The organism is Holdemania massiliensis AP2 (assembly GCF_000327285.1).
In the GTDB taxonomy this organism is placed as follows: Bacteria; Bacillota_I; Bacilli_A; order Erysipelotrichales; family Erysipelotrichaceae; genus Holdemania; species Holdemania massiliensis.
Genome location: NZ_HE998567.1, coordinates 818,740 through 838,940, shown reverse-complemented (window position 1 = coordinate 838,940; position 20,201 = coordinate 818,740). Strand labels below are relative to the sequence as shown.

The following is a 20,201-nucleotide window of genomic DNA, read 5'->3' as shown; positions in this document are numbered from 1 at the left end:
TCCCTGTACAGAAAAGGACTCTATGTTAAAATAAATCCAGTTGCTAAAAAGATCGTTATCCTGAAATGATGACGAAATGATAAACCTCTGGAGGACTGCCGACATGGACAAACGCAAAACTCAGCCGCGCAAGAAAAAGAAGGTTCGGCGCGATTTAACCTTGATCAATCAGATCATGGCTTTTTTCGTGCTGACTGCCAATTTGTTTCTGGTGCTGGCGATGATCGGACTGACGCAGTTCAGCTCGCTGAGCCGTACTTTATTTATCCGTCTGAATCTGATCGTGCTGATCGTGGCATTAATTTTGAATCTTTTGGCGATTTTAGCAGTCGGACGCCGCAGTGTCAGCTTGTTGAAAACGACGATGACTGCGGCCATTGTGATCGGCTTGATCAGTGCTTTCGGTGTGTATGTTGAAGGCCGGTTGAACGTGAATCTGGATAAAATGATGAATCAGGGATCAGTGCAGGAAACCGTCGGTGTTTCCTTTGTTGTGCTGGGCGATGAGGAACATGCGGGGTTGCAGAGTGCCAATGATCTCAACGGCAAGGTGTTCGGAATTCTGGATGACGAACAGGCCCAGCAAGGGTATCAGATGCCGAAAAACGAGATTGAAAAACTGAAGCTGAAGGCGACCTATCGTGAATATTCCGATTACACGCGCCTGTTAAAAGGTCTGCTGAACAAGGAAATTGATGTTGCGGCGCTGCCGGAGAATTACAAAGGCATGTTTGAAACCAATGAGGAAGTCGCAGATACGCTGGGAACGCTGCGGGATGTGCATCATTTTAACCGCATGCTGACGATCAAAACGGAACCGGGCAGCGATAAGGATGTGACGACGGAGCCGTTTACCGTACTGATTATCGGTGTTGATGATGATCGTTCCGATGCGCTGATGCTGGCCACCGTTAATCCGAGCAGCATGACCGTGCTGCTGACGTCTATTCCGCGCGACAGCTATGTGCCGATTGCCTGTTATACCAATCAGAAATCCGATAAGATCAACAATTCCCGCGTGCGGGGACGGCAATGTACGATGGATACGGTGAAACAGTTGCTGGATGTGGACATCGATTTCTACTTTGAAAGCAATTTCCATGGGATTATTGAAATTGTCGATGCCCTGGGCGGGGTGATCATTGACAATCCGAAAGAATTTGTCGGTCAGGATTCTTCGGATGAACGCGGTCATCAGACGGTATGGGTGCCGCAGGGCGTCAATCGCCTCAATGGTGAACAGACGCTGGCGTTTGCCCGGGAACGCCATTCGTACAACTCCGGTGATTTCCAGCGGCAGAGCAATCAGCAGCAGGTGATCCAGGCGATCTTAACCGAGGCGGTGCGGCTCAAAGACGTAAACAAAGCTCTGAAGGTGCTGGATGCGGCGGGAGAGAACGTGTCGACGAATTTAAGCATGGAACAGATGATCGGTTTGTTCAATTTAACGATGAAGAAAATGGACCGCAGTTATGTTCAGAATCAGAATGTGTTTAATCTGATCGGCACTCGAATTTCCGGCGTCAATGATCGGGCGCCCAACCGGATGTCGATTGTACGATTGTATCAGGGTTCAATCGAGGATAACAAAAAAGCGATTCACAGAGTGTTCAATCAGGATAGTGAGATCAACTCGCCGAAGGCAATCTCTTTCAGTATCGACTGGGTCTATGAAGCCCCGGTCATTTCCAAAGAAGAATATGATGAAAAATTTGCGCCGCTGAAATAATCGCGCAATTTGTTTGGGCGGAATGCCGGAAAGGGTGGAAGGAAGATGCAGAAGACAGATCTGAAACAAGAAGCTGAGCCGCTGGCAGCCTGCGATAGTCAAGGCCGACGGCTTTCTTATCCGGTGCTGCGGAATCATTCAGTCCCGGAATCAGTTTTGCTTTTAGGCGCCATCGCTTTTATTGAAAATCATGATCATCAGATCCTCGTTTCACGCCGGGCAAACCAAAAAAGTCAGGGCGGAAAATGGGAGTATCCGGGCAGCATGGTGCGTTTTCGGGAATCCTGTTTCGCTGCCATCCAGCGTGAACTCAAAGAAGAATTGGGAATTTCCGTTGCTCCTTCAAACTGCGAATGGTTAGGAAATGTATTTCGTTCCCATCAGAAAATCGCCGTCTTTCATATTCGCATGGATATAGATACCTCAGAGCTAATACTGCAGAACGAAGAAGTGACAGAAGCACGCTGGCTTGCGCTGGAAGATTTTGAAGCCTGGATGATGGCCGGAAAGTTCGCCGATTTTTCAGTTTGGGTGCCGCCGCTGATTCAGGAGATTCTGAAAGGATGAAGCTGACAATGACCCGCTACGTGGTGCGGCCGGGAAAAGAAACGCTAGCCCGTGAATGGATGGAAGTACTGAATCAACGTCATGCTGAAGTGCAGGCAACATTGGCGGATGAAAAAATGGCGCTGGAAGCTATTTTTATAGAAGAAGGGGAAACTGGCATGACTCTGACCTGGGTTGATCTGCAGGGTGCGGGTCAGGATGTCTTGGTATCAGAGCATCCGATTGATCAGGTCCACTTGAAATACTGGCGGGAGTGCATTGATCCTGCGGTTTCTCCTGTCGAGCTGCTTTCGGTCAACTGTTTTGCCGATACACGGGTTCAGCAGGCACTGCTGGCGGCCATCGGGGAACAGGACAGTTCTATCATTCACCGTTGAAAAACTTTCGAATTGGAGGACTTAAAATGGATAAGTTAAAAATAGCTTTGCTGCAGCTTACTCCGACAGGCAGTCTGCAGGGAAATCTTGAAAAAGGTCTGGATGCCTGCAGGAAAGCGAAAAAAATGGGTGCTGATCTTGCTTTGTTTCCGGAGATGTGGAGCAATGGCTATGCGATATATGACCGTCCTGGTTCTGAATGGATGGCGGAAGCCATTCCGACTGATAGTGATTTTATCTGTCAGTTTGGAAAACTTGCCCAGGAATTAGAAATGGCCATCGGCATCACACTGCTGGAAACTTACGCAACTGGCCCGCGCAATACGCTGATTTTATTTGACCGTTTAGGACATCGGATATTGACCTTCGCCAAATTTCATACGTGTGATTTTGATGTCGAAAGTCATTTAACCCGCGGGGAAGATTTTTATGTGGAGGAATTGGATACAGCCTGCGGAAAAGTAAAGGTTGGCGCCATGATCTGCTTTGACCGTGAATTTCCTGAAAGTGCCCGGATTCTGATGCTCAAAGGCGCAGAGGTCATTCTTACGCCCAACGCTTGTCCGATGGAGATCAATCGGCTGTCGCAGCTTCGCGCCAGAGCTTACGAAAATATGCTTTGCGTGGCAACCTGCAACTATCCGGATACGGTGCCTGACTGCAATGGAAATTCAACGGTCTTCGACGGTGTTGCGTATTTGCCAGGTTTGGAAGGGTCAAGAGATACCTGTATTTTACAGGCGGATGAAAAAGAGGGGATCTATCTCGCGGAATTAGATTTAAAACAGCTGCGGGAATATCGCCGCAGCGAAGTCCACGGCAATGCCTACAGAAGACCTCAAAAATACGGGCTGTTGGTAGATGAACATATCGACGAGCCGTTTGTACGAGCGAATCACAGAGCAGAGTAGACTGACGCAGGAAAGACGTGGGACTGAAGACAGTTTCTCGGTCAGGCCCTTTTGAAAGAAGGGATCCTCTTCCACAAAATGGTTTGTTATGAAGCAGTCCCTATTCTCAGTGAATTTCTTCAATGGGAGCCTACAGGATGCCTATAGGATTAAGTTATACGATAATGGGATATACGGTGTAATTTCTCCGTTATCAGCGTTGATGCTATTTTATGTCATAGGAGGCACGTCCTAATGCGCAGTATTGTTACCGAATGGTATGAAACAAAGGAAAATGTTAATGAAATGGAGCACTTGGAAAGTTCGCATTTGAAAAAATGGGAGCTAACAGTTGCAAAGCTTTTCCCCGAAAAATCAAAAATCTTGGACGTGGGATGCGGCTTGGGAAGAGAGGCTTTTGTCTTGTCTGATATGGGGTTTGTGGTTACAGGGATTGATATTTCTCATGAAGTCATCACTCGAGTCACAGCGTTATCGTCTGAAAAAGGTTATGATATTACGTTTAAATGGTATGACGGGCATAAACTGCCTTTTGAAAATAATTCGTTTGATGCCGTTATTATCTGGGCGCAAACGTTTGGCTTGTTATATGGCAATGAATATAAACATGAATTGTTATCAGAGTGTAAACGCGTTTTAACAACAGATGGTTTATTGAGCTTTTCAGGTCATGATTACGGGTTTGAAATGGATAACTATAAAGAATATATGAAAGGCCGACGATTTTATCCGTATGCTGATGCAAAAATATATTGGGAAACCTTCGATTCAAATGAATTAATCCGATTTGCAGAAGATACCGGATATACTGTCTTGTTGTGTGAAAAAGGCGAAATATATAAACCGGAAGATGGAACTGTGCTGCATTGTTTATGCAGAAAATAAGCAAATAGTGTAAGTGCGAAGCAAGCGCATAATCTTCGTTCATAAAATCAATAAAAAATCAGCGGAAATTTGTTTTCTGCTGATTTTTTGGTTCTCTCAAACATCGTGTCAGTGAGAGATTTTTCCTCTATTTTATTTTTGTCAAAACATCGCGGGCAAACTGTTGGCAGCGCTGTAAATCGGTATTGTCAGGGTGGGATAAAGCGCTGTCATAGTTTTCCAGCAAGGAAGTCCAGCGTGGGTTATCCGGCTCCTTGGCCTGCATCGTTTGATAGCGCTGTTTGACGGACTCATGCATACGTCCCTGGCAGGCAAAGCTGGCCAAAATCAAATTGTCAGCAGGAATTTTAGCGGCTGTTCGCTGCAGAATCGCTTGATAGTATTCTTCTGCCTGGCCAAAACCGCAGGTCGCAAACAAGGCCAGAGACTTGTTGTGGCATTGTGCCAGAAAATCAAGCATCGGTTGGGAAAAGAGCCCTTTGTCAGTCCAGGATCCGGCAAAAATCAAATCTGCTTTTAGCGCTTCAGTGTCCGGGGTTCCGATGTAGAAAAGCATTTCACTTGGCAGAACGGCTTGGACAGCTTCTGCCAGCTGACGGGTATTTCCGGTCAAACTTTGATAGACAATCGAGATTTTCATTCCATTTTACTTCCTTTCTGTTCATAGATACAATGAATTCCCTGATGATTCATCAAACCCTGCAGACATTTCTGATTGCATCCGATACAATATTGGATCTGCTCCGGATGATCTTCCATGAGTTTAATAACCCAGTTAGAATCCGCGATCAGCTGCCGGCTCATGGCAGCCGCGTCGATGCGTCCGCTTTCAATCGCCTGATCAATCATATCCGGATGGCGCAGACTGCCGACACCAATTACCGGTTTGGCTGTCAGAGCTTTGACCTGCTCCGCAAATTTGTGAAAACAGCCTTCCCCAGAGAAAACTGGATGATTGGCCGGCGGAATTGTATCAGTCAGAGCGCCATGATTGGCTAAGGTAACGTGGAAGCAGTCAACGCCAGCCTGATCCAGCCAGCTGACCACAGGATCTAAATCCTGCTCCCAAACGCCGGCTTTGCCGTAATCCGGATCGGTCTGGCGAACGGCCAATTTATAATCGATGGGCAGCGTGCAGTGCTGCCGAACTTCACGGATGACTTCCAGGGCAAACCGCATTCGATGCGTTAAACTGCCGCCGTAGTCATCCTTGCGCTGGTTGATGAGCGAGGAACTAAAGCTGCCGACTAGCCGATCACCATGAATCTGCACCATGTCGAACCCGGCTTTTTGGGCCAGCTGGGCACTGCGGCCAAAAGCAGTAATGATTTCCTGGATTCGGGATAACGACATTTCGTTGACTGTGACAGCGGCAGAATCGTTGACTTTCTGGCGCAGCTGATCCGCGCTGAGCTTATGGGTGAATAACGCCGGCACCGATTTCAGCATCACTTTAAAATTGGTATCCGACAGATGCAGCTGGGCAGAAACCTTGCAGCCTTCCGCGTGCAGCTGCTGGATGAGCTGCTGATAAGCCGCAAATGTCCGATGATTCTGCAGGCTGCCGGCACCTAGGACGGGAATGTCCGGCAGGATGATCAGCGCCGTCTGACCCGTCGCAATCGCTTTCAGCTTAAGCGTTTTTTCCTCCGCTTTTAAGCCCAACGTTGTCGGTGCGAAAAAGATCCGGTTTTTGAACTCACAGCCGCCGATAACAATCGGGTCTAAGCAGGCGTGCTTCATCGGGCTGGCCTCAGATCCTGAACCACCTGAGTTAAAAGCTGATTCAGCTGATTTTTCTGATCCTCTGAAAGGTTTTCGAGCGCCCGCTGCTCCCATTGCCGGTTGGCCGCCGTGATTTCCTGACAGATCTGCCGGCCCTTTTCCGTCAGCGATACGACAAATGCGCGGCCATCCTGTTCGCTGCGGCAACGCTTCAGACAGTCCAGTTTTTCCAGCTTGTCCAGACAGCGGGTGATGTGGCCGTTATCCTGGCGCAGCTGCTTTGCCATTGCGGAGGGGGTACAGGCACCGGCATGCTCAAGATAAATCAGATACGGGAACAGACCGACGGTTAATTCAAACGCATCCAGCCGCGACTGCAGAAAGGCCGTGTAATCCTTGCGCAGCTGGCAGATCAGATAAGAAAAAGAAACTTGCATAAGACACCTCCTGATACGCTTCATTATAATCACTTATTTGACTAAGTCAAATAAATTTTGAAAAAATGAAAAGCGGAGTGAGATCCGCTTAAATCTGACCAAAGGCTTTCAATGCGCTGACAATGCCGTCCTTTTCCACGCTGTCACTGACATAATCAGCGATAGCTTTAATTTCATCCCGTCCCTGTCCCATGGCCACGCCAATGCCGGCAGCCTGCAGCATTTCCAAATCATTGATCCCATCGCCAAAAGCCATGGTATCCCGCGGATTAAGGTTCAGATGCTGACAAAGCAATGTAATGCCAGTGCTTTTGTCAATCCCTTTGGCGACTAAATCGGCATAGTGAAACGGTGTCGGCAGCACAGTCAGCCCGGGAATTTGACGATATTCGGTATAATCGCTTTGCGCTTTGTCAAAAGCCAGCGCCATGGTGGCCTGCTCGTCGGGCAAGGTCGGACGTATCTCAATCGCGTTGGGATCACGGTGAAAGAAAGCGCAGGCGGCCCTGAAATCCTCGGTGGGTGGTAGGTTCAGCCAGTCTGTATGGCCCATGTATTGAATGGGGGATCCGAGTTTTTGGGATACTTCTTCGAGTCTGTGCATCGTTTCCAGATCGAAGAAATAGCGGTACAGCTCATTCTGATGTTGGTCGGCAACAACGCTGCCGTTGCGGCAGATATAGCCATCCCACTGGATCGCGGCCAGCTGCGGCATCGACATGATCGTATGGACATCCCGGCCTGAACTGATCACGATCTTTTTGCCACGCTGCTGCAGCGTGTGCAGGGCTTCAATGACTGCCGGGGAAATCCGATGGCTGCGATTATCCAAAAGCGTTCCATCGACGTCAAAGAAAAACATTTGAAATTCTTTCATACCGTTCACCTCATGGTCTTTATTATACTAAGAACTCCGGTAAAAATCATCCCGAAAATCCTGCGGAAACGCTTTCGGCTGGTTGTGATTTAAGCGTAAACCAAGTATAATAAATAGGTCTTTGGACTTCAATGTATTTCCAGCTTGATGCTGAGGAATACTGAAAATAGAAAAAGAGGAGGAACTCAATGGAAAATCAAAAGCTGGACGCTTTGTGCGAAGCCTTTTTTACCGAACATTCTGTCCGCGCAATGGATGTTGCCGTGCATCAGCAGGGCTTAGAAATCTATCATTACCGCAGCGGTAAAACCGCGTCAAAAGGCGCTAAGATTACGGGGAAAACGATGTTTTCAATCGGCTCCATCAGCAAGATGCTGACCACAACAGCCGTGATGATGCTGGTGCAGGAAGGCAAACTGACGCTCGATGAGCCGGTTTATAAAAAATTGCCGATGTTCAAAATGCCGGATGCACGGTATAAAAATATTACCGTGCGGATGCTGCTGAACCACAGCAGCGGCCTGCCGGGCAACTGCTTCAAAGGCAAATATGCCAACGCCCGCAACCGCAATCATCTCAAGGAAGAAATCGAATACGCCGCCGTAAGCAAGCTGAAAGATCAGCCGGGCAAGTTCAGCGTTTACTGCAACGACGGATTTTCGCTGGCCGAACTTTTAATCGAAGTCGTCAGCGGTCAGAGCTATTCCTCCTTTATTTATGAAAGAATTCTGGAACCGTTAGGTATGGAACATACGGATTTTCCGATCCATGAAATCATGGACGGCAAAATCATCAAGGCCAAATCGCCGTTTGATCTGGATTTTCCGCAGGAATATGTCAATGGCATCGGCTCCGGCGGCATTTACAGCACGGCTTCGGATCTGTGCCTTTTCCTAGACGCGCTGCGTGAGGGAAAACTGGTGGATGCAGAGGGCTTGGCGGAAATGAACCGTGATCAGCAGCCGCAGGGGTTAGTCGTTGCGGACAATACAACGGAACGATATGGTCTGGGCTGGGACTGTGTATCAATGCGGTTGTTTGAAGGCTTTAAGAAACAGGCGCTGTGCAAGTCGGGTTCGACCTTTGGCTTCAATTCACATTCCATTCTTATTCCTGACTGTCAGCTGAGCGCCGCGGTGGTTTTGTGTACCGAGGAAGGCAGTGCTTCCCAACTGAATCAAAAGCTGGTCTTTGAGATTCTCAAGGCTCAGGGTGCTGAATTTGAGGCGGCACCGTTGGCGACCATGAAAACGGTCGTACATCCGGTCGAAATTACCGGCCTGTATGGGAATAAAGATCAGGTTGTGCGGGCGCTTTTTGAACACGGCGATCTGACGCTGGAAGTTCGTGAAGCTGGCGGCGGATGGCGCACCGAAGCTTCCGGCTTGAAGGAAGATCATGGTTTGTTCGTTGCCCCGGCCGGAACGCAGGTGTTTAAAAGAGAAGCATTAAAAATCGGTTTTGTGCCGCAGGGAGATGAATTATACCTCGTTTACCAGCAGTCCGGCTGCGCGGCTGCACAACAGGAAGAGCGTCAGGTTTTCATGCAGAAGCTGAAGCCGTCAGGGAAAGTCAGCGGCTGGCAAAGCTTGGCTGGCAAAACCTGGATCATGGACAATGAATATCTGCAGCAGCGGACTCTGGGCAATGTGCCGATGACCTTCAATGTGCAGATGGAAAAGGGTTACGATGATCTGCTTTTGGCTCCGTATCCGTTAAGAATCGTCAATGATTACGAAGCTGTCCCTGCACTTGAAATTCCAGGCAACTATTCCCGCGAGATGTCCAGTGTACTTTGGCTGGCTGACGGTTCCATTCAAAACGGTCAGTATCATTATGTCCTCTGTGAGAATCTGCCGGAGCTTGACGCACGTGAAATGACGCTGCGCGATCCGCTCATTCACTGGTATATCGGAGCCGCTCCGCTGGATACATTGAAGATCGACGGCATAGCCCGCGTCGTGGTGCTGGATGAAAACGGTCAGGTTGAATTTGACAGCATGCTTTCCAGTCAGCTGCCGTCGTCCCTGCGCGGCAAGCGGATTGGCTTCTTTGGTGAACTCAACAGTAAAATCAGTCTGCAGTATATGGAGGACAACGCATGATTTATTTGGATCTGCATACCCATACCATCGTCAGTGGTCATGCTTACAGCACGCTGAACGAAAATATTGCAGCCGCGAAGCAGCACGGTTTGAAAATTTACGGGATCAGCGATCATGCCCCGAAAATGCCGGGCTCCACGCATTTGTTCTACTTCCGTAATCTTCATGTCGTACCGGATTTGGTGCAGGGGATTCGGGTGCTGAAAGGCGCGGAACTCAACATTATGGATGTAGAAGGTCATGTGGATCTCGATGAAAGCACGCTGAAAATGCTCGATTATGCGATTGCATCGCTGCATGTTCCCTGCTTCGGCCCCCACCACACCGAAGCTGAAAATACCCAGGCGATGATCAACGCCGTGCATAATCCCTTTGTCAAAATCCTGGGCCATCCGGATGACTCCCGCTATCCGATTGATCAGGAAGCGGTGGTTCTGGCCTGCAAAGAAACGCATACTTTAATCGAGGTCAACAATTCCTCGATGAATCCGAAAAGCTCCCGCGTCGGCGGCCGTGAGAATATGCTGGGGATGCTGCAATATTGCAGGCAGCACAATGTTCCGGTACTGTTTGGCAGCGACGCTCACTATTGCGATGCAATCGGCCAGTTTCAGCGCTGCGAGGAAGTCTGTGCAGCTGCACAGCTGCCGACTTCACTGATTGTCAATTCCAACCCGGAGCTGATTCGTGAATACTTAGGTCTGGATGTGTTGTAAACGCTGCTTAAAAAATGGGCAGAAGTCAGGTCCTGTTCAGATTTTGTAAATTGGACAGCGAGTTTCTGCAAGCTTTGACATGAAACTGAAGAAAATTTGAAAAAAAGATTGACTCTGTAAAAAGAGTGAACTATAATCAGGTACATAAACAAAGGCTTTGAAAAGAATAGTAACTTCGATGGAAACTGGACAGAGAGCCCGGATGCTGAAAAAGGGCAGTGAAAATCGTTGTGAAAATGGTCTTGGAGCTGCATACCGAGGGAAACTTAGGCTATGACGGATTCACCCGTTAACGTGATACGGTATAACGTTGAACAAACGCGTACCGGAAGAGGCAGTCAGCGTGAGTGGACTGTAAATTAAGGTGGTAACACGGGAAATCAACTCTCGTCCTTGTTGGGGACGGGAGTTTTTATTTTAAGGAAGGAAGAGGAAAATGATAGAACTGGTCGGAGTCAATAAAACATTTACGACAAAGGACCTGAATGTCGAGGCCTGCAAAGATGTCAATCTGAGAATCGAAGACGGGGATATCTTCGGTATTATCGGTTTTTCCGGGGCTGGTAAATCCACGCTGGTCCGCTGCGTCAATCTGCTGGAACGGCCGACTTCCGGTCAGGTACGGATTGACGGCGTCGATATCACAAAGCTGAAAGAAACTGAGCTCCGCAAAATCCGCAAGAAGATCGGCATGATCTTCCAGCACTTCAATCTGATGCGTTCGCGCACGGTGTATCAGAACATTGCCTATCCATTAAAGGGAAGCAAGCTGACTAAGGCGCAGATCGATAAAAAGGTGAAGGATTTGCTGGAACTGGTCGGCTTGAGTGAAAAGCTGAACGCTTATCCCTCTGAGCTGTCCGGCGGACAGAAACAGCGTGTTGCGATCGCCCGGGCCTTGGCCAACGATCCGAAAGTGCTGCTGTGCGATGAAGCAACCAGCGCATTGGATCCGCAGACGACTTCCAGCATTCTCAAGCTGTTAAAGGAAGTCAATCAGAAGCTGGGGATTACGATTGTTCTGATTACGCATGAGATGGCTGTGATCAAGGAAATCTGCAATCGGGTCGCGGTTATGGAATTGGGCAAGGTTGTAGAAACAGGCAACATTCTCGATATCTTCTCTCATCCCAAAGCGCAGATGACGATGGATTTCATCAATTCCACCAATCCGATCACCAAGATTTACGAGCTGATCGACAACGGCGCGGAAATCGTCCAGCTGCACAAAGGCCAGCGGTTATTGAAGTTGACCTATGGAGCGGAAGAAACCAAGGAAGCGCTGATTTCGCAGCTGTCAAAAAAATATGACGTTGTCTGCAACATCGTGTTCGGCAATGTCGAAGTGATCCAGCAGGCGGCCTTGGGCAGTTTGATCGTCATGCTGGAAGGCAGTGAGGAAGCGATGCGCAAGGCGGAAGCTGAGCTCAAGCATTACAACATTGAAGTGGAGGTGCTGAAATGCTGGAACAATTAATCCCCAATGTCATGGTCAAGATTCCCAAGCTGATTCAAAGCATTCTGGAAACGTTTCAGATGATGGGCTGGTCGGGATCCATCTCGTTTATCCTCGGTCTGTTCTTCGGCGTCATCCTGATCGTCACCCGCAGAGGGGGCATCATGGAATGCCATCCGGTTTACTGGATTTTGGATAAGATCATCAACATCCTGCGTTCGATTCCGTTTATTATCTTGGTACCGGCGACGTTATTCCTGTCGCGGGCGATCATGGGAACGGGCATCGGCGTCAAAGGAGCGATCATCCCGCTGATTATCGGAACGGTGCCGTTTTTCTCCCGTCAGATTGAACTGGCGCTGGCCGAGGTAGACGGCGGTCTGATTGAGGCTGCTCAGGCGATGGGGGATTCTCCGCTGCAGATCATCTTTCGAGTCTATCTGAAAGAGTCGATTCCTGCGATTGCCCGGGCAACGACGATCACGTTCATCTCGTTAATCGGATTGACTGCCATGGCTGGCGTTGTCGGGGCCGGCGGGTTAGGCGATTTTGCGATTCGCTACGGTCACCAACGCAGCGAGCCGGATGTCATCTGGGTTACGATTCTGATTATTTTGATTCTCGTTACCGTCGCGCAGGCGATCGGCGACGTGATCATCAAGAAAACAACACATTAAGGGGGAAAAGAAAATGAAAAAATTATTATGTTGTTTATTGGCGGCACTGGTTCTTGCCGGCTGCAGCTCAGCACCAAAAGAAAATTCCAATTCAACACCGGAAGGCTCGGAAGCCCGGACGGTCAAGGTCGGCGTGATCGGGGAAAACAATGAATATTGGCAGCCGATCATCGATGAAATGGCAAAGGACAACGTCACGATTGAATTTGTCACGTTCAGTGATTATGCGATGGTCAACAAAGCCCTGGCCGCCGGAGATATTGATATTGACAGCTTCCAGCATTACGCTTACTTTGATAAGGATTGTGAAGCCAACGGCTATGATCTGACGGCCATCGGCGAAACGGTATTAGCGCCGTTAAGTCTGTATTCCAAGAAAATTACAAGCATTGATGAAATTCAGGACGGCGATAAGATCGCGATTGCCTCAGATGTTACCAACGGCGGCCGGGCGATCAAGCTGCTGGAAAGCTTAGGCTATCTGGAAGTGGATCCGTCCAAAGGCTATACGCCGTCGGTGACCGATATTACTAAGTACAACGTCAACATTGAACTGATCGAAATTGAAGCCAATACGATTCCAAGCATTCTTCCGGATGTGACCGCGGGCTTCATCAACGGTACGATTGCGATTGACTCCGGATTATCTCCAAATAAGGATTCGATCTTTATGGAAACGGTGCAGGAAGGCTCAGACAATCCCTATATCAATATCATTGCGGCCCGTACGGCGGATAAGGATGATGCGGTATATAAGAAAATCTGCGAACTGTTCCAGACGGATGCCGTGGCACAGATCATCAATGATCAGTATGACGGTGCTCTGATTCCAGCTTGGAAATAAGCTTCGTCAGATTCCCAAAAAATAGAAAAAAGAACTTGAAAATAAGAATAGTCAAGGCAGTGCGCAGAAGAGTACAGCGGGAAGAACTGAAAAAGCGATCGGCAGAGGGTGAAAGGCCGAAGGGAAAACCGTTGGAACATGGTCTGCAAGCCGCGGCCGCGAGCCAGAAATTTCAGGGGTAGCTGCCGACGGGAGTCGCCCGTTAGCGCGATGCAGTTCTTCTTCATCAAAAGACAGAACTGAATGAGGCTGAATCCGTGAGGGTTTGGCAAATAAAGGTGGTAACACGGAGGCTTCCGTCCTTGATCAAGGATGGGAGCCTTTTGTTATAAAAATTTAAAGGAGAAATCAAGATGAAAACAACTTTGAAACGCTTAAGCACACTGTTGGTGTGTGCCGGACTGATCGCCGGCTGTTCGTCCAAACCATCCGTTGCTGATCCTTCGGCAGTCCCGCAGGATCCTGAGGAAAAAGTCGTCATTACGATTGGCGCAACAACCTCTCCGCATGCGGAAATTCTGGAACAGGCTGAACCGTTATTTGAAGCGCAGGGATATACGCTGAAAATTGTTGAGTTCTCGGATTATGTAACCCCGAACACAGCCTTGGAACAAGGCGATCTGGATGCGAACTATTTCCAGCATTATCCATATCTGGAACAATTCAACGAAGATCATGGCACGCATCTGGTCTCTGCCGGAGGCATCCACTTTGAACCGTTAGGGATTTATGCCGGGCGTTCCAGCGATCTGGCTGTAATTGAACAAGGCGGATGCAGCTTTGCCGTACCGAATGACGGAACCAATGAAGCACGGGCTTTGCAGCTGTTGGAAAGCTTAGGTTATATCAAACTGAAGGATGGGGTCGGCTTGAAAGCAACGCCGGTCGATATCGTGGAAAATCCATACAACGTCAGCATTGTAGAAATTGATGCTTCCTTAGTGGCTCAGACAAAGAACGATGTGGATTTTGCGATTGTCAACGGAAACTATGCGCTGGATGCTAAGATTACGGATTTGCTTCTGACCTCGGAACAAGCGGATTCCGAAGGTGCTCAGACCTATGCCAATATCATTGCGGTGCGTGAAGGGGAAGAAGCATCGGCAAAGACGCAGGTTCTGATTGATGTTCTGACCAGCGATGAGATTCGCAGTTATATCAGCGAGCATTACAACGGCCTGGTTGTCCCTGTAAAATAAATGCAGCAGACTGTCGGTGAAACGCCGGCAGTTTTTGTTTTGCAGCCCCAAAAAATGACTTTGAGATTTCAGCCGAGAAGTGGGGATCAGGAAAATTTCTTGAGGACAGGGGGCAGAGTGTGATAAACTTAAAAAAAGACGGGAGGGTTCAGGCGTGGAAGAAAAAGTTCTGGTTGAAATTCAGAAACAGGAACGCCAGCTCTCAACCTATTGGCGGAATCTGCATTGGCGTGTCTGCGCTGTTTTGGCTGCCGGGACGGCGATAGCGGAGATTTTACTGTTCTTTGTCTTGGATGCCGCATCGCTGATCAGCTGTACTGTACCAACTTATCTGCTTCGTTATGTTGTGGTGCCGACCGTCATCAATGGAGCGCTGGTGCTGGGCTGCCGGAAGTTCATTGAGAATCCCAAATGGAAAGAAAATCAAAAAGACCGCATGGTGGCAATCACGATGACGCTGCTTTGCTTTGTGATTACCGTCATCCATGGCGCTTTTACGTCCGTATATATGATGTTTGTTCTGCCGACGCTGCTGACAACCTTGTATGAGCGTAAACGGCTGACGGTGACGATTGCCGTGCTGGGCATGGTGCTGTGTGTGTTCAGTGCGTTTATGCCATCCTGGGATCCAGACAAAATTATCACAGCTTACTATTTCAGTGATATTTTGATCTGTCTTTTGGTTCAGGCCGGAACGCTTGCCGCTTGCTGGGAGCTTCTGGAGTTTCAGCACCGCCGCCAGCAGATCAGCCGCCGGCATGATATGGAACGGTTTTCCCTGCAGCAGAAGGTCAGCCATGATGCCTTAACGGGAGTGGGCAGCCGCAGCGCACTGAACCGGTGCTTTGAAGACTTGGAAATGCAGCGAAACTATGTTCTGGTTTTGCTGGATATTGATGATTTCAAACAAATCAATGATCAGCTCGGTCATCTCAACGGGGATCAGGTATTAAGTGAATTGGGAAGCCTGCTGAATGAAGCCTGTGGAAAGGGGACAGCGTATCGTTTCGGCGGTGATGAATTTTGTCTGGTGCTGAGCGACACGGACAACGAAGAAGCAGAGAACCAGATGCGGAAGCTTCAGGAACGCTTTCATCAGCGGATGAAAACACGGTTTCCGCAGCTGTCGATGACGATCAGCCTGGGCATTCATCAACATCAGGGCGGAGAATCCGCGCTGCAGAGTTTCCGACATGCCGATGAGGCGCTGTATTGTGCGAAGGCCTGTGGAAAGAATCACATTGCAGTGAATTAAAGGAGGTCAGAATATGGAAATGTGGGATTGTTATACCTGGGACCGGCAAAAACTGGATCATCAGCATCCGCGCGGTGTACCCCTGGCACAGGGGGAGTACCATCTGGTCGTGGAAATCTGGACGGTGAACCGGCGGGGCGAGATTCTGCTAACCCAACGGCATCCGGATAAACCCTATGGCTGCCTGTGGGAAATGAGCGGCGGATCGGTTCTGGCTGGGGAAACAAGCCGGGAAGGCGCCAGCCGTGAACTGCGGGAAGAAGTTGGGCTGATGTGTCCGCCGGAAGATCTGGTCTATATCGGAACGGTTGTCCGCGGCTGGTCGATCGTTGATCTTTACCGCTTTGATCATGATTTTGATGTTGCAGCACTGACGCTGCAGCCGGAAGAAGTCGTTGCCGCCCGCAGCGTGACGCGGGAGGAATTCTTGACGCTGGCTTCACAGAAACAGATTGTGCCGCACGTAAGCCTGGAATTTCAGCTCTACGAAAAAAAGATCTTATCCGGAAATTCGCAGTGAGTTTGCACTGAAAGAAATGTAAATGAATGAAAGAAAAGAAATGATTGTTTGATTTGTGGTTTTTCACTGTTACATGAGGAATTGACTTTTTTTACAAGATTGTGTATGATTACTTCATTGATAGACGAGTGGTTTATCAATCAGTGATTTAGAATCGCCATGGACTCTTGGTGGGGCTCACTGCATTCCTGTTTGAAGGAAAGAAATTGGAATCAGAGGTTGGGGGACCGCTGATTTTTTTCTGCGATGAGTCTGCCCTGTAAGTCAGGCAAAGGAGAAAAATAATGCGAACGAGAATACGAAATGCCAAAATCTGGTTAGGAAAGGATTGCTGGGCAACCGATGTGCTCTGGGATCCAGCGCAGATTTTGGCTGTCGGCAGCGCCGCTGAGATCGAAGCTCAATGTCCAAAAGCGGATCAGACGATCGATGCCGGCGGACGGCTGGTGCTGCCGGGATTCTGCGACACCCATCTGCATTTATACAACAAAGGCTGTCAATTACAAGATATCGACCTGCAGAATGGGACTTCCATTGAAGAACTGATTGAGCGCAGCCGAACCTATCTTCAGCAGCATCCGCAGCTCAGCGTGATCCATGGCCGTGGCTGGAATCATGATTATTTTGCGGAAGGCCGGCTTTTAAACCGTCACGATCTGGACCGAATCAGCGGAACATTACCGGTTATCTTAACCCGGGCCTGCGGTCATGTGGCTTGTGTCAATACCTGTGCTTTGAAGCGCCTGGGTTTGATGACGGATGTGGAACAGCCGCAGGAGGGTCAGATTGATGTGGATGGCAGCGGAACACCGACGGGCATCTTTCGCGAAAACGCCATGCTGCTGCTGAATCCGTTGAATCCGCCGGCAACGGTGGAGCAAATCAAGGAACGGCTGGAGTTGGCGATGAAGGCAGCGGCGCGGGCCGGCTTGACAACGGTGCATTCCAACGATGTCACCAGTGAAAATATGGATCTGATGCTTTCCGCCTATCAGCAGCTGCGCAGCGAAGGGCGGATGCCGGTACGGGTAGTGCTGCAGTGTACGCTGACCGACCGTGCTTCGTTAAACCGCTATCTTGAGCTTCGAAAACAAATCCCGCAAGATGACGTCCTGATTTTCGGCCCGCTGAAGCTGCTGACCGATGGTTCATTGGGCGCGCGCACGGCGTGGATGCGAAAACCCTATGCCGATGATCCGTCGACCTGCGGCATCGCGACGATGACACCCACCCAGCTGGATGAGCTGGTCACGTTGGCGCATACGCATGGCTTACAGTGTGTCTGTCATGCGATCGGTGACGCTGCGATTGAAATGGTGCTTGATGAATTCGAGAAAGTCAATCAAGAAACGCCGGACAATCCGCTGCGGCATGGCATTGTGCATTGTCAAATCACCGATGAAGCGCTGATCCGACGCTTTGCTTCAACCCATACCGCGGCTTTAGTTCAGCCGATCTTTCTGCATTATGATCAGCATATTGTTGCCCAACGGGTGGGAAAGGATCTGGCCCAAAGTTCCTATGCATTCCGTTCGCTGGCCGAGCTTGGCGCAAAGGTTTCCTTTGGCACGGACTGCCCGGTTGAAGACCTCAACCCGTTTGCCAATCTGTATTGCGCGCTCACGCGGAAAGATCTGCTTCATCCGGAAGCAGCGGGTTATCGTCCGGAAGAAGCGTTCAGTCTTGTTGAAGCTTTGGCCTGCATGACTGAAAACGCAGCCTGGCAAAGCTTTGAAGAAGACCGCAGGGGCCGCATTGCACCAGGAATGCAGCCGGACTTGACGATCTGTGATCAGGATTGTTTCCTTTTGGCGCCGGAACAGATCAAGGATGTGCGCAGCTGGATGACGATCAGTCAGGGAAAGGTTCAGTGGCAAACGGAAGTCTTTTCCGACTAAAAAAATTCCAGACTTTCGTTCAATGAACGTTTTCCGGAATGAGATCGGTCTGAAACTCGCAATGTTTTCGCTATAAAAAAGAAGCTCAAACTCCTGATCCATTCGGAATTTGAGCTTCTTTTTATGAGTTGTTGAGCACCGCCCGGCCGAGCGCTTTGGCGACGTCCTCGCAGCGGTCGCAGCATTTTTCAAGCCGCTCATAAATTTCCATCCAGACCATAATGGCTAGGGAATCCTGCGGAGTTGAAAACAATTCGTGCATGGTTTCGGCATAGAGCTGATCGCCTTTTTCTTCAAGCTCGTTGATATGGGTGATCAAACTGTCCAGTGTCGATGATTTCTTGAAATGTCTAAATTCCTGCAGGGCTTCCACCAAAGTCTGAATGCATTCGATAATCAGATCACAGAATACAACCGCTGGAACGTCGATCTGATGAATATTATACATATACAGCCGGATGACGACATCCTCAATCGCATCAGTCAGATCGTCGATGACATCGGCCAATTCCATGATATCCTCCCGTTCAATCGGCGGTAAAAATTCCCGGATCAGCTGATTTGTCAGCTGATGCTTGAGCGTATCCGCGCTGTGTTCAACAGTATGAATCTGCGCCATCCGTTCTTTCAGCACGGATGAATCATAAGTTTCCAATGTTTCTTTTAAGAGTTCCCCAGCTTTCAGAGAATGCTGGCCCATTTCTAAAAATGCCTGGAAATAATCAAATTGTCTGCCCATAAATGACTCCTTTCTTTAAAAAAGAATGAAAAATAATTTGGCCATCAGAAAGCCGATCAGTCCGCAGCCGGGGAAGGTCAGAATCCAGGTCATCACCATATCTTTGACAACACCCCAATTCACATTGGACAAACGCCGGGCTGCCCCGACGCCCATGATCGCCGTAGTTTTGGTATGCGTGGTACTGACGGGGATCCCGGTCAATGAGGAAAGCAATAGACACAGCGCGGCTGCGGTATCCGCCGCAAAGCCTTGATATTTTTCCAGCCGTACCATATCCATGCCGACGGATTTAATGATTCGATAACCGCCGATACTGGTGCCCAATCCCATGACGGCAGAGCACAGAATCATGAGCCAGAGCGGAATCACAAAGCTGTCGACATGCGCCTGCCCCTGCGTCAGAAACACGCCGAGCAGAAAGACACCCATGAATTTCTGACCATCCTGAGCGCCGTGCATAAACGCCATCGCCGCGCCGCCGCTGATCTGGGCATAGCGGAAAAAGGTATTGGTCCGCCGCCGGTCCAGCCTGCGGCAAACCATCTCAACCAGCTTTACGCAGAACCATCCCAAACCAAATCCCAATATTGTGGAGAGGATCAGACCATAGATAACCTTGATCCACTCGGCGCCATTGATGCCAGCCAGTCCGCCATGCAAGGCGATCGCAGCACCGGAAAGACCGGCGATCAAAGCGTGACTTTCACTGGTCGGAATGCCGTATTTCCAAGCCAGCACTGCCCAGCTGACAATCGCAAACAACGCCGCGCATAAGGCGATCAATGCCTGTTGCGGATCGGAACCGAAATCAGCGATGTTGTAAATGGTCTGAGCAACAGTGGCGTTGATCATCGTCATGAACAACACGCCGAAAAAATTGAAAACGGCAGCCATGAGCACAGCGCTGCGGGCCGACATTGACCGTGTCGAAACACAGGTGGCAATCGCATTGGGAGCATCGGTCCAGCCATTGACCAGAATTACGCCGATAGTTAAGATCACCGTGATGAGTAAGGGCAGACTGTGAGTGAGCTGCTGAAGAAAATCAATCAATGAAATGCTCATCCTGGACTCCTTTCTATGTTTATTTCATTGTAGCATTTCTTGGGTGTTCGCAACAGAAAAACTTCGTGATCAAAACAAGTTGTTTTCCAAACCCTGCATTCAGAGGAATCAGTCTGCTGGAAAGCGGGACGTCATATTCGATTTAGGCAGCGTTTCACAGAAAAGAAACAGTGCGGATCCGAGATCCATGCTATAATAAAGTCGAAAAATGTCAGG

At 49.3% G+C, this 20,201-nt stretch carries 20 protein-coding genes and 1 other annotated feature; of the genes, 14 read left to right on the top strand and 6 right to left on the bottom strand.

Going from position 1 to position 20,201, the window contains the following annotated elements:
* Positions 1–103: 103 nt before the first annotated feature.
* The 5 genes from BN162_RS03955 to BN162_RS03935 all read left to right on the top strand — a co-directional run bounded on the left by BN162_RS03955 (position 104) and on the right by BN162_RS03935 (position 4,469).
* On the top strand, positions 104–1,729 hold the full coding sequence (locus BN162_RS03955) for an LCP family protein (RefSeq protein ID WP_020223779.1): 1,626 nt from the start codon (positions 104–106) through the stop codon (positions 1,727–1,729).
* Positions 1,730–1,774: 45 nt separating this feature from the next.
* The gene (locus BN162_RS17685) at positions 1,775–2,296 is read left to right on the top strand and encodes an NUDIX domain-containing protein (RefSeq protein WP_020223778.1); all 522 of its coding nucleotides are present in this window, start codon (positions 1,775–1,777) and stop codon (positions 2,294–2,296) included.
* On the top strand, positions 2,293–2,673 hold the full coding sequence (locus BN162_RS03945) for a DUF6176 family protein (protein ID WP_020223777.1): 381 nt from the start codon (positions 2,293–2,295) through the stop codon (positions 2,671–2,673). The genes BN162_RS17685 and BN162_RS03945 overlap by 4 nt, the downstream gene beginning before the upstream one ends.
* Positions 2,674–2,699: 26 nt before the next feature.
* Positions 2,700–3,584 (top strand): carbon-nitrogen hydrolase family protein, encoded by an 885-nt coding sequence (locus BN162_RS03940; protein WP_020223776.1) that lies wholly within the window; start codon positions 2,700–2,702, stop codon positions 3,582–3,584.
* Between the two features lie 234 nt (positions 3,585–3,818).
* On the top strand, positions 3,819–4,469 hold the full coding sequence (locus tag BN162_RS03935) for a class I SAM-dependent methyltransferase (RefSeq protein WP_020223775.1): 651 nt from the start codon (positions 3,819–3,821) through the stop codon (positions 4,467–4,469).
* A 127-nt stretch (positions 4,470–4,596) separates the two neighbouring features.
* On the opposite strand, the gene bilS is transcribed toward BN162_RS03935, so the two are convergent.
* The 4 genes from bilS to BN162_RS17680 all read right to left on the bottom strand — a co-directional run bounded on the left by bilS (position 4,597) and on the right by BN162_RS17680 (position 7,508).
* Positions 4,597–5,109, bottom strand: a complete 513-nt coding sequence (bilS, locus tag BN162_RS03930; RefSeq protein WP_020223774.1) for a flavodoxin family protein BilS — start codon at positions 5,107–5,109, stop codon at positions 4,597–4,599.
* Positions 5,106–6,212, bottom strand: coding sequence for a bilirubin reductase (bilR, locus tag BN162_RS03925; RefSeq protein ID WP_020223773.1), 1,107 nt, complete (start codon positions 6,210–6,212; stop codon positions 5,106–5,108). The genes bilS and bilR overlap by 4 nt, the downstream gene beginning before the upstream one ends.
* Positions 6,209–6,631 (bottom strand): bilirubin utilization transcriptional regulator BilQ, encoded by a 423-nt coding sequence (gene bilQ / locus BN162_RS03920; protein ID WP_020223772.1) that lies wholly within the window; start codon positions 6,629–6,631, stop codon positions 6,209–6,211. The genes bilR and bilQ overlap by 4 nt, the downstream gene beginning before the upstream one ends.
* Positions 6,632–6,719: 88 nt before the next feature.
* The gene (locus BN162_RS17680; protein WP_020223771.1) at positions 6,720–7,508 is read right to left on the bottom strand and encodes a Cof-type HAD-IIB family hydrolase; all 789 of its coding nucleotides are present in this window, start codon (positions 7,506–7,508) and stop codon (positions 6,720–6,722) included.
* A 188-nt stretch (positions 7,509–7,696) separates the two neighbouring features.
* Here BN162_RS17680 and BN162_RS17675 point away from each other — a divergent pair, with 188 nt between their 5' ends.
* The 9 genes from BN162_RS17675 (at position 7,697) to BN162_RS03870 (ending at position 18,178) form a co-directional block, all read left to right on the top strand.
* Positions 7,697–9,613: a serine hydrolase domain-containing protein gene (locus BN162_RS17675; protein WP_020223770.1), complete on the top strand. Its 1,917-nt coding sequence runs from the start codon at positions 7,697–7,699 to the stop codon at positions 9,611–9,613.
* Positions 9,610–10,329, top strand: coding sequence for a phosphatase (locus BN162_RS03905; RefSeq protein WP_020223769.1), 720 nt, complete (start codon positions 9,610–9,612; stop codon positions 10,327–10,329). Before BN162_RS17675 ends, BN162_RS03905 begins: the two co-directional genes overlap by 4 nt.
* A 148-nt stretch (positions 10,330–10,477) precedes the next feature.
* Positions 10,478–10,727: a binding site (T-box leader), on the top strand.
* A gap of 38 nt (positions 10,728–10,765) precedes the next feature.
* Positions 10,766–11,806, top strand: a complete 1,041-nt coding sequence (locus tag BN162_RS03900) for a methionine ABC transporter ATP-binding protein (protein ID WP_020223768.1) — start codon at positions 10,766–10,768, stop codon at positions 11,804–11,806.
* The gene (locus tag BN162_RS03895) at positions 11,791–12,462 is read left to right on the top strand and encodes a methionine ABC transporter permease (RefSeq protein ID WP_020223767.1); all 672 of its coding nucleotides are present in this window, start codon (positions 11,791–11,793) and stop codon (positions 12,460–12,462) included. The genes BN162_RS03900 and BN162_RS03895 overlap by 16 nt, the downstream gene beginning before the upstream one ends.
* A gap of 13 nt (positions 12,463–12,475) precedes the next feature.
* Positions 12,476–13,306: a MetQ/NlpA family ABC transporter substrate-binding protein gene (locus BN162_RS03890; RefSeq protein WP_020223766.1), complete on the top strand. Its 831-nt coding sequence runs from the start codon at positions 12,476–12,478 to the stop codon at positions 13,304–13,306.
* Between the two features lie 353 nt (positions 13,307–13,659).
* Positions 13,660–14,505, top strand: coding sequence for a MetQ/NlpA family ABC transporter substrate-binding protein (locus tag BN162_RS03885; protein WP_020223765.1), 846 nt, complete (start codon positions 13,660–13,662; stop codon positions 14,503–14,505).
* 154 nt (positions 14,506–14,659) lie between these two features.
* The gene (locus tag BN162_RS03880) at positions 14,660–15,760 is read left to right on the top strand and encodes a GGDEF domain-containing protein (protein WP_020223764.1); all 1,101 of its coding nucleotides are present in this window, start codon (positions 14,660–14,662) and stop codon (positions 15,758–15,760) included.
* Between the two features lie 13 nt (positions 15,761–15,773).
* Positions 15,774–16,280 carry an NUDIX hydrolase gene (locus BN162_RS03875; protein ID WP_020223763.1) on the top strand — a complete coding sequence of 169 codons (507 nt, stop codon included), beginning with the start codon at positions 15,774–15,776 and terminating at the stop codon, positions 16,278–16,280.
* 284 nt (positions 16,281–16,564) lie between these two features.
* The gene (locus BN162_RS03870; RefSeq protein WP_020223762.1) at positions 16,565–18,178 is read left to right on the top strand and encodes an amidohydrolase; all 1,614 of its coding nucleotides are present in this window, start codon (positions 16,565–16,567) and stop codon (positions 18,176–18,178) included.
* A 121-nt stretch (positions 18,179–18,299) separates the two neighbouring features.
* Here BN162_RS03870 and BN162_RS03865 read toward each other — a convergent pair whose 3' ends face one another.
* Both BN162_RS03865 and BN162_RS03860 read right to left on the bottom strand, forming a co-directional pair.
* On the bottom strand, positions 18,300–18,917 hold the full coding sequence (locus tag BN162_RS03865; protein WP_020223761.1) for a DUF47 domain-containing protein: 618 nt from the start codon (positions 18,915–18,917) through the stop codon (positions 18,300–18,302).
* A 15-nt stretch (positions 18,918–18,932) separates the two neighbouring features.
* Positions 18,933–19,985 carry an inorganic phosphate transporter gene (locus BN162_RS03860; protein ID WP_020223760.1) on the bottom strand — a complete coding sequence of 351 codons (1,053 nt, stop codon included), beginning with the start codon at positions 19,983–19,985 and terminating at the stop codon, positions 18,933–18,935.
* Positions 19,986–20,201 lie beyond the last annotated feature (216 nt).